This is a genomic window from Bradyrhizobium sp. CSA112 (assembly GCF_029051645.1).
Lineage (GTDB): Bacteria > Pseudomonadota > Alphaproteobacteria > Rhizobiales > Xanthobacteraceae > Bradyrhizobium.
The window spans coordinates 89,840-98,810 of the sequence record NZ_JAACFS010000008.1 but is presented as its reverse complement, the minus strand read 5'-3'; the positions used below and the strand labels follow the sequence as shown (position 1 = coordinate 98,810).

The 8,971-nt window shown below is 63.1% G+C and carries 9 protein-coding genes; 4 read left to right on the top strand and 5 right to left on the bottom strand.

What is annotated here, in order from left to right; all coding sequences use genetic code 11:
• Positions 1-17: 17 nt before the first annotated feature.
• Positions 18-584 carry an elongation factor P gene (gene efp / locus GWE18_RS17230; RefSeq protein ID WP_275186887.1) on the bottom strand — a complete coding sequence of 189 codons (567 nt, stop codon included), beginning with the start codon at positions 582-584 and terminating at the stop codon, positions 18-20.
• A 453-nt stretch (positions 585-1,037) separates the two neighbouring features.
• Here efp and epmA point away from each other — a divergent pair, with 453 nt between their 5' ends.
• From epmA to GWE18_RS17210, 4 genes are read left to right on the top strand one after another with little or no spacing between them, the layout of a single operon-like run.
• The gene (gene epmA / locus GWE18_RS17225) at positions 1,038-2,090 is read left to right on the top strand and encodes an EF-P lysine aminoacylase EpmA (protein ID WP_275186886.1); all 1,053 of its coding nucleotides are present in this window, start codon (positions 1,038-1,040) and stop codon (positions 2,088-2,090) included.
• On the top strand, positions 2,087-3,178 hold the full coding sequence (locus tag GWE18_RS17220; RefSeq protein ID WP_275186885.1) for a lysine-2,3-aminomutase-like protein: 1,092 nt from the start codon (positions 2,087-2,089) through the stop codon (positions 3,176-3,178). Before epmA ends, GWE18_RS17220 begins: the two co-directional genes overlap by 4 nt.
• Positions 3,179-3,184: 6 nt before the next feature.
• Positions 3,185-3,391: a hypothetical protein gene (locus GWE18_RS17215; protein WP_275186884.1), complete on the top strand. Its 207-nt coding sequence runs from the start codon at positions 3,185-3,187 to the stop codon at positions 3,389-3,391.
• Positions 3,392-3,417: 26 nt separating this feature from the next.
• Positions 3,418-3,681 (top strand): hypothetical protein, encoded by a 264-nt coding sequence (locus GWE18_RS17210; RefSeq protein WP_275186883.1) that lies wholly within the window; start codon positions 3,418-3,420, stop codon positions 3,679-3,681.
• Positions 3,682-3,759: 78 nt separating this feature from the next.
• Here the strand turns inward: GWE18_RS17210 and GWE18_RS17205 are convergent, their stop codons facing one another.
• The 4 genes from GWE18_RS17205 to GWE18_RS17190 all read right to left on the bottom strand — a co-directional run bounded on the left by GWE18_RS17205 (position 3,760) and on the right by GWE18_RS17190 (position 8,753).
• Positions 3,760-4,845 carry a 3-deoxy-7-phosphoheptulonate synthase gene (locus GWE18_RS17205; protein WP_275186882.1) on the bottom strand — a complete coding sequence of 362 codons (1,086 nt, stop codon included), beginning with the start codon at positions 4,843-4,845 and terminating at the stop codon, positions 3,760-3,762.
• A 291-nt stretch (positions 4,846-5,136) separates the two neighbouring features.
• Positions 5,137-6,174, bottom strand: coding sequence for a PrsW family glutamic-type intramembrane protease (locus GWE18_RS17200; protein WP_275186881.1), 1,038 nt, complete (start codon positions 6,172-6,174; stop codon positions 5,137-5,139).
• A 113-nt stretch (positions 6,175-6,287) separates the two neighbouring features.
• On the bottom strand, positions 6,288-7,502 hold the full coding sequence (locus GWE18_RS17195; protein WP_275186880.1) for an MFS transporter: 1,215 nt from the start codon (positions 7,500-7,502) through the stop codon (positions 6,288-6,290).
• An 18-nt stretch (positions 7,503-7,520) separates the two neighbouring features.
• The gene (locus GWE18_RS17190; RefSeq protein WP_275186879.1) at positions 7,521-8,753 is read right to left on the bottom strand and encodes a Zn-dependent hydrolase; all 1,233 of its coding nucleotides are present in this window, start codon (positions 8,751-8,753) and stop codon (positions 7,521-7,523) included.
• Positions 8,754-8,971 lie beyond the last annotated feature (218 nt).

Sequence of the window (8,971 nt, the reverse complement as noted above, 5' to 3'; positions counted from 1 at the left end):
TATTCTAATGCGCGATTTTAATCCTTCGCGCGCTCGACGTAAGAGCCGTCTTCGGTCATGACCACGATCCGCGTTCCCGTTCCGATATGCGGCGGCACAGCGGTGCGAACGCCGTTGGAGAGGATAGCAGGTTTGTAGGAGGAAGAAGCGGTTTGGCCCTTGGTGACTGGCTCGGTCTCCACAACTTCCAACGTCGCGCGCTGCGGGAGCTGGATGGCGACCGGATTCAGGTCGTGCATCGACAGCTTCACGGTCATGTTTTCCTGCAGATAGGGCGCCGACGAGCCAACGATCTCCTTCGACACCTGAACCTGGTCATAGGTCTCGGCGTTCATGAAGTGGAAGCCGTCGGCATCCTCGTACAGGTAGTTGAAATTCTGGTCCTCGACGGTCGCTTTCTCGACCTGGTCGGTGGTCTTGTAGCGTTCCGACACCTTCACGCCGTCGCCGATGCGGCGCATTTCGATCTGGCTGACCGGGGTTCCCTTGCCGGGATGGATGTTTTCGGCCGACAGCACGACATAGAGCCTGCCGTCCTGCTCGATGATGTTGCCCTTGCGAATAGAACTGGCGATGACTTTCAAAGCTGTTTTCCTGAATTTCTGGCCTTCGGGCCTATCCGGACATCGTGTCCAAGCGGCCAAATCGGGCGGTTTCGGGCTGCAACATACTGATTTTGCCCGTCGATGCCAGCGTTTTACGGCCATTCCGGCGGGCCGCCTGGGGCCGCAAACAGCTCGATTTCACCGCGTTCATTTGACGGTCCGCAACGCTACAGATGGCCTCGCAAATAAATTTCCAAGAGCATGCAGAAGCCCGAAAGCTCAGCGAGTTACGCTGGCTTTCTAAGCGAATGGACAAGGTGCGTATCTTTCGACATGAAATGGCAGAGTTGAGCTTAATCTCGTCATGTCCCGTTGCTTATCGCTGCGATGCAAAGAAAGTCGAATAATATCAATGGTGTTGGTCGATGCCTTGCACGTATTGATTGGTTCGGTGGGCGCGCCGCCGCGGTGGTCGGCTCGGACTAGTTGCTGATGGTAGACATCGACCAGCCTTCGCCATGGTGGTCGCCCGCGCGGCACGCCGATCGAAAGCCGTTCCTGATGGCGCGAGGTGCGATCACCAGGGCGGTGCGGGCCTGGTTCGACGAGCAGGGTTTCAGCGAGGTGGAGACCGCCATCCTCCAGGTCTCGCCGGGCAACGAGACGCATCTGCACGCTCCCCGTACTGAGCTGACCAGCAACGACGGCACCCGTGCGACACGGTATTTGCGAACGTCGCCGGAGTTTGCCGCCAAGAAGCTGCTCGCCGCTGGCGAAGCCAAAATATTCGAGTTCGCGCGCGTGTTCCGCGACCGCGAGCGCGGCGATCTGCATCTGCCGGAATTCACGATGCTGGAATGGTACCGTGCCGCGGCAAGCTATGACGCTGTTATGGCCGACACCATCGTCGTGATCGCCCACGCGGCGCAGGCGACCGGAATCGGCCGGTTTTCATTCCGGGGTAGAACCGCCGACCCCTTCGCCGACCCGGAACTGTTGACGGTGGCACAGGCATTCGAGCGCTTTGCCGGGATCGATCTTTTGGCCACGATCAGCCATGGCGAGGGCGACTGCGCCGCACTTGCGGCGGCGGCAAATCCGCTGATACGGGTCACGGATGACGACACCTGGTCGGATATCTTCACCAAGGTGCTGGTCGAGCACGTTGAACCGAATCTGGGGCAGGGGCGTTTGACTGTCTTGTTCGAATATCCGGCGCCGGAAGCCGCGCTGGCGCGGGCGAAGGCGGCCGATCCCCGCGTCGCCGAACGTTTTGAGGTCTATGCTTGCGGCGTCGAACTCGCCAATGGATTTGGCGAATTGACCGACGCCGCCGAACAGCGCCGCCGTTTCGTCGCTGATATGAACGAGAAGGAGCGGCGCTACGGCGAGCGCTATCCGCTGGATGAGGATTTTCTCGCGGCCGTTGCGGCGATGCCGCCATCGAGCGGCGTTGCGCTCGGTTTCGACCGGCTGGTGATGCTGGCAAGCGGCGCGCTGCGCGTCGATCAGGTGGTGTGGACGCCACCGGCAGGAGAGACATGAACAGGATCGATCCGAAACTGGCGGCAACGCTGCGGCAGCCCGCCGAGCTCATCGAGCGCGGGCTGGCGAAGGCTACCGATCTCGCCGACCTCGAACAGGTCGCCGCGCGCTATGCCATTGCCGTGACGCCAGACATCGCCGGCCTGATCGACACTGAAAATCCCGATGATCCGATCGCGCGCCAATTCATTCCGAGCGCGCTGGAACTGGTGGAAGCGCCCGGCGAGAACGCCGATCCGATCGGTGACGACGCGCATTCGCCGGTCGCCGGCATCGTCCATCGCTATCCCGATCGCGTCCTGTTCAAGCTGGTGCATGTCTGCGCGGTGTATTGCCGGTTCTGCTTTCGCCGCGAGATGGTCGGGCCGGGCAAGGCAACGGCGCTGTCGGAGGCCGCCTATCGCGGCGCGCTGGATTATATCCGTCGGCACAGCGAGATTTGGGAAGTCATCCTGACCGGCGGCGACCCGCTGATGTTGTCGCCACGGCGGCTTTCCGAGGTCATTGCAGACCTCGCAACCATCGAGCACGTCAAGATCGTCCGGATCCACACCCGCGTGCCCGTGGCGGCGCCTGCGCGCATTGACGGCGACATGATCAGGGCGTTGCGGGCTCATGGCTTGACCACCTGGATCGCGGTTCATGCCAATCATCCGCGCGAACTGTCGGGCGAGGCGCGCGACGCCTGCGCGCGGCTCGCGGACGCCGGTGTTCCGCTGGTGAGCCAGTCGGTGCTGCTTCGTGGCGTCAATGACGATGCCGCGACGCTGGAAGCGCTGATGCGTGCCTTCGTTGAATGCAGAATCAAGCCTTACTATCTGCACCATGGCGATCTCGCGCCGGGAACGGCGCATTTGCGCACGACGATTGCAGAGGGGCAGGAACTGATGCGGAACCTGCGGGGCCGTGTCTCCGGCCTGTGCCAGCCGGATTATGTGCTCGATATTCCCGGCGGCCACGGAAAGGCGCCGATCGGACCGAATTATTTGTCGCATGCAAATTCCGGGAAACGTGAACTATCCTCGGCAACGCATTATCGTATCGTTGATTATTGCGGTGATGTGCATCTTTATCCGCCAAAGCCGTAGTCGGTGATGACGGACGAAGGCGGGGAGAAACCGAAGCCGCACGAAGACGAGGGCAGCCGCGCAATCGAAAACGCTGTGATGCTTGGCTTCTTCGCGGTGCTGGTCGCAGCCGGAATCTGGTTGCTCAGCACCATGGCCGATGTACGAAAGGTGCAAGATTGCGCCGCCCAGGGACGCCGCAATTGCGGAACGATCGACGCGCCAGTGCGATAGGCAGAATGGAAAGCGGGAGAACCAAGATGCGAAAAACAATCCTGTCGATGCTGTCGATGGCGGCTCTGATGTTTCTGATCGGCGGCAGCCCGCAGGTCCTTGCGCAAGGTGGATCGTCGACGGTGACGAAGAGCCCGGACAGGCCGATACCGCAGGCGCCGGTCGGTCATCGCCAGCCGCGCGCGAGCGATGTGCCGAGCGAAAAGACCATGAACGATCCGAACGACCCGCTCAGCAAGGAAAACGCAGCCCTCGACCGCAAGATCAAGAGCATCTGCCGGGGCTGTTAGGCTCGAGAGTTTCCGTGAAACCGTGAAGCAGGGCGCGCAGACCGCGTGCCTGCTTCACGGTCGTTCTCGTCCAGTTGGCTAGGCCGATAGCTCCTGGATTTTGCGCGACGGCCCGTTCCGTCTTGTCCCGACCGCATCGGCCAGCACGTTCAGCGCGGATACCGTCGTCTCCCAGTCGATGCAGCCGTCGGTGATGCTCTGTCCGTAGGCGAGCTTCTTGCCCGGCATTACGTCCTGGCGGCCGGCGACCAGATTGCTCTCGATCATGACGCCGGTGATGCGCTGCTCGCCGTTCGAGATCTGCTGCGCGATGTCGGCCACCACAAGCGGCTGGTTCTCCGGCTTCTTGTTGCTGTTGGCGTGGCTGGTGTCGATCATGATCCGCGGCGCCACGCCGGCGCGGGCAAGTTCGAGGCACGCGGCATCGACGCTTTCCCGGTCGTAGTTCGGCTTGTGGCCGCCGCGCAGGATGATGTGGCAGTCCTCGTTGCCGGTGGTCGCCGCGATCGCCGAGCGCCCGCCCTTGGTCACCGCCATGAAGTGGTGCGGATGCGAGGCCGACTTCACAGCATCCGCTGCGATGCGGACATTGCCGTCGGTGCCGTTCTTGAAGCCAACCGGGCAGGAAAGTCCCGACGCCAGTTCGCGATGAATCTGGCTCTCGGTGGTGCGCGCGCCGATCGCCGCCCACGCCATCAGGTCGGCAATGTATTGCGGCGTCGTCATGTCGAGGAATTCGGTCCCGGCCGGCAGCCCGAGGTTGTTCACGGCGGAAAGCACGTTGCGGGCAAGCCGCAGCCCCTTGTTGATGTTGAAACTGCCATCAAGGTCGGGATCGTTGATCAGCCCCTTCCATCCAACCGTAGTGCGGGGCTTCTCGAAATAGACGCGCATCACGATCTCGAGGCGGTCGGCAAGCTTCTCCCGCAAGGCGGCGAGGCGCTCGGCGTATTCGACGGCTGCAACCGGATCGTGGACCGAGCAGGGGCCGACGACGACCAGCAGGCGATCGTCGGTCCCGTTCAGGATGGCGTGGATGGCGTTGCGCCCCGCCATCACCACGCGCGTCGCGGTCAAGGTGCGCGGTATCTCACGCATCACCTCCTGTGGCGTACTCAGCTCTTTCAGTTCGCTAATTCGAAGATCGTCGGTGGTGCTCAACACGGCTGTGGCTCCTGTTTTGAGAACCTGCCGGCCAATAAAAAAGCCGCCAGGTCTGGCGGCTGTTCGGACTTCTTGGCTTCAATTCGTCAGATTGAGCGCGATCCTCCCACCGCCAGCGAGCTGTCGTAGCTAAAATACCAAAAGTTGCTGGTGGCGATCATGATCATGGCGGGCTCTATAGCGCACCCGACCGGCCTTGTCATCCCTTAATCGGCGTCAGGATTTGCGCGCGGCGAGCACCATGCCGACTGCCCCGGCCAGAAAGTATGCGTCAACGACGGAGGACGAGGGTCAACCCGGCTTGGCCGCGGACGAAAATCCCTCCGAGGACGTCCTGATGCGGTTGCGGCCGAACACATAAACCGCCGACGTCGCCAGCAACAATGCCATGCCTATCAGAATGGAGGTCAGGCCGAGCGGAATGAGAAGCAGCGAGGCGTTGCGCTCCGGATTGACGAACCAGTGATGGAGCGAGGTCAGCACGAAAGCAGCCCCGGCAAAGCCTGCACCGCTGCCGACGAGCAGCAAGGCCCACATCCGCCGCAACTGGCTGAGCCGTTCCCGCGCGATCTCGGTGCGCGGCGCATGGTGGCGGCCGACGCGCCGTACCAGCCGTATGGCAAACCCGATCGAACTGAAGCCGATCAGAAGGCTTGCGGCCCCCAGCAGCATCCGCGTATTGGGGCCGAGATCGGGATGTTTCTGCAATGTCAGCAGCGGAAAGTCGAATGCGGCATGCAGCGCCACCGGCGCAAACAGCGCGAGGCACCAGCTCGAGATGCGGGCCCAGTCGCGATGATGGCGATGCGCGCCCAGCGCCGTTCCAGCACGCGCGATCGCGATATAGGCGCCTGCGATAATGCCGAGCGCGCCGTGAAACGGCACAGTCAGGACGCTGCGCAACGCGGCCAGCGAACGCCACATGTCGGCGTGCTGCACGAGGTAAGCGAGGTTTTCGTAAGCCGCGAAGCCGAGGCCCGCGGCCGCGCCGTAGACCACGGTGTCCATCGGGTCCGCAAAGGCGCGGCGACGGATCGAGACGAGAATGATCACGAGGACCTTCACGATCTCTTCGGGCGCGGCGACGCCGAAGACCGAGCGCAGTCCCTGCGTCATCCAGGGGTTTCCCGGCACCGCGAGGATTGCGGCAAAGGGGGCGCGGGCAATTCCCAATAGAGAAATGCTGGCGGCCCCGAGTATGAAGGCGAGCCACACCCGTACGGGCGGGCCCGGGCGCTCGTCGGCAGCGATGACCAGCCAAAGCAACAGCAATGCCGGTGCGATGGCGGCAACGCCAATCGATGTGGGGAGGGCCTGGAGCAAAAGCATGTGGGGAAATTACCTCATCAGGCGCTCAAATGGCCGCAAATTCAGTTGTTTGCAAGAAATCCGAACGCGACTCGTTGTCGCCAAGAGCAATTCGAAATCCGGGCTTCCGGGGGCTAAGCGGCGGCCTTGCCGCCGATCTTGCCATGTACCATCAGTAACCCCGCGAGCGCGACCAGCGCGAAGCCGGCGCCGGCCAGGAACGTTCCCTGCGGTCCCGTGATGTCCCAGAGCGCACCGGCAATAATGCTGGCTGCGAGCATCGCCAGACCGCCGAGCAGGTTGAAGAATCCGTAGGCCGTGCCGCGCAACTCCGCCGGCGCAGTATCCGCCACGAGCGCGGCCAGCAAGCCCTGCGTCAGCCCCATGTGCAGGCCCCAGAGGACGACGCCCAGCGCAACGCCGCCAATCGACGGCAGCAGGGCCAGCGCGATATCGGCGGCAACCAGCAACAGCATGCCGCTCGCCAGCACGGCCGTGCGGCTCATGCGATCCGAGATGACGCCGGCCGGATAGGCCGCGAGGGCATAGACGACATTCATGGCCACCAGCACGGCTGGTACGAGCATGATCGGCAGTCCGACGTTCTGGGCGCGCAGAACGAGGAATGCCTCGCTGAAGCGCGCCAGCGTGAACACGCTCGCCACCGCCACTACCCACCAATAGGCCGCTCCGAGGTTTTTGATCTCGGCCAGGCTGATCGGATTGCGCACCGTACGCAGTGTCTGCGGCCGCTCTGGCTCACGCACGGCGAAAACGATCAGCGCCAGCGCAAGGAAAGCGGGAATCACGGCAAACCAGAACACGACCTTGAAGTTGTCTGATGTCCACCACATCAGGGCGATGGCGAGCAGGGGGCCCATGAAGGCGCCGATCGTGTCGAGCGACTGGCGCAGTCCAAAGCTCGCACCGCGCAAATGGGCCGGCGCGAGGTCTGCGACCAGCGCATCGCGAGGGGCGCCGCGAATGCCCTTGCCGATCCGGTCGACGAAACGCGCGGCCACCAGCCAGGCAACCGTTGGCGCCAGCGGAAAGACCGGCTTGGTGAAGGCCGCAAGACCGTAGCCGAAAGCCGCAAGCCATTTGCGCTTGCCGAGCCAGTCCGAGAGCGCGCCGGAGAATATTTTTGTGATGGAGGCGGTCGCCTCGGCGATGCCTTCGATGATGCCGACCGTCACCATCGACGCGCCCAGCACCGAGACCAGGTAGATCGGCAGCAAGGCGTGGATCATCTCCGACGAGATGTCCATCAGCATCGAGACGAAACCGAGGGCCCATACGCTCGCCGGAACATCCCTGATCGAATAGTTCGGCTTTTTTTCAACAGTCATGTCGCCTCGCGCGCCGTCTTATCGCGCCAACAGCCGCCGGCACGCTTCGACAAAGACCTCGGCCCCCGTGACGATGTCGGCGTCTGCAGTGTTCTCGGTCCAGTGGTGCGAGATGCCGCCGATCGAGGGCACGAACAGCATGCCCGCCGGCATGACGGTCGCGAGAATCTGGGCGTCGTGACCGGCACCGCTCGGCATGCGGAGTGACCTGCCGCCGGCACAGGCTGCGCTGGCTTGTTCGATGGCCTGCTGGAACGAGACATCCATCAGCGCGGGCGCGCCGGTGCGAATGCGCTCCACCACGACAGTGCAGCGGCCCTGCTTGTCGACCTCTGCGGCCATGCTGCGGAGCAGATTCTCGAGCCGCGCAATCACGTCCGGATCGTCGTCGCGAATCTGGAACAGCATTTCCGCCGCTCCCGGGATGATGCTGGGCGCACCGGGATCGAGGGTGATGCGGCCGGTGGTCCACACGGTGCGCGGACCGCAAACGGCCGGGAAGCGGACGTCGATATCGACGCAAAATCTGGCGAGTGCGAGGCCGGCGTCCTTGCGAACGGCCATCCGCGTGGTGCCGGCGTGGTTTTGTTCGCCCGTGAACGTGATGCGGTATTGCCAGATGCCGACGATGGACGTGACGATCCCAATCTTGAGGTCGCTGCTTTCGAGCGTCTCGCCCTGTTCGATATGGGCTTCGAGATATCCGATATGCCGTCCGCGTTCGTAGCGCGCGCGGGCGCGACCGGCCAGGCCGGCATCGCTCAGCGCGTCGCGCATGCTTCTGTCGTTATTGCGGTCGCGCGCCGCGTCGATATCGGCTTCGGTGACGCCGCCGACATAGGACCGGCTGCCAAGGAAGTGTCCGAAATGGCCTTCCTCGTCGCACCAGGACGCGACTTCGACGGCGCCGTTTGTATTCGGATCGGGATTGATGACGCGCGCTGCTTCGAGCGCATAGACCACGCCGAGCGGTCCATCGAGCCAGCCCGCGTGGTTCTGGCTCTCGAGATGCGATCCCGCCAAGAGCTTCGGCCCGGGCTTCGTGCTGGTGCCGAGGATGTTGCCGATGCCGTCGATCTCGCCCGCGAGGTCGGCCTCGGGAAGCCGCTGCACCAGCCATTGCAGGGAACGCAGATGCGGTTCCGAAAACGTCGGCTTGTGGACACCGGTCTTGTACGGGCCGATTGCACGCAGCGCGTGAAGATCGGCGAGAACACGCGCGCCATCGACGCGTGCGGGATTATCATTCATGACGTGCGCACCTGCGGGTCCGTAGTTCTCCGGAGCAGAACAAAGTTCCGGATGATGTTCGCGTGAGTAGAACAAAGTTCCAGAGATACCGCTAGCCGCGCTTATCTTATCCTCCCGAGAGCAGCGCCAATGCGATGATGGCAAGCCAAGCCACGATGACGAGCGCCGCCACCGCGCCGGCGGTTATCTTTGCTTTCTCCTTTAACGTGTAGTCGCGC